The organism is Microvirgula curvata, assembly GCF_054781615.1.
The window spans coordinates 1-769 of record NZ_BAAGUB010000044.1 but is presented as its reverse complement, the minus strand read 5'-3'; the positions used below and the strand labels follow the sequence as shown (position 1 = coordinate 769).

Annotated in this window: 1 pseudogene; it reads left to right on the top strand. The window is 68.4% G+C overall.

The features are described from left to right. Positions 1-769: pseudogene (locus ACYVG8_RS19310) on the top strand (hypothetical protein); the annotation flags it as partial.

Here is a 769-nt window from a genome sequence, read left to right as displayed (position 1 = left end):
CGCCGGCCAGCTGGCGGCACGCGACCTGCAGTGGGCGGGCAGCAACGACTGGCTGCCCTTGCTGCAGAGCATCGACTACGACGCCGCCGGCCAGGTGCGGCACGAAGTCGCCGGCAACGGCGTGGTCAGCGACTACGACTACGAACCGCAGACCCGCCGCCTGAGCACCCTGAACACCACCCGCCCCGGCAAGCCGCTGCAGGCACTCAGCTACCAGTATGATCCGGTCGGCAATCTGCTCGGCTGCAGCGACGGCACGGTCAGCCGCCGTTTCCGCCGCAATCAGGCCGTCGATGGCAACCAGACTTGCCAGTATGACGCGCTGTACCAGCTGGTGCAGGCCACCGGCCGGGAACAGGCCGGGCAGCAGACCGCGGCACTGCCGACGCCGCTCCCCATCGATGACACCGACCTGAGTGCCTATACCCGGACCTACGACTATGACCGCGGCGGCAATCTGAGCGCCATCCATCATCAGGGCAGCCAGCCGTATACACTAGCCATGGTGGTATCCAGCACCAGCAACCGCACGCTGCAGCAAAGCGACGGCCTGACCCCGGCCGATGTCGACGCCGGCTTCGATGCCGCCGGCCAGTTGCTGGCGCTGGCCGCCGGCCAGCCGCTGGGCTGGGACAGCCGCGGCCAGTTGCAGACCGTCACCCTGGTCCGGCATGACGACGGCAGCAGCGATCAGGAAAACTACCGCTACGACGGCCACGGCCAGCGCTCGCAAAAAACCCTGACGACCCGCACCAGCGGCACCACCCGC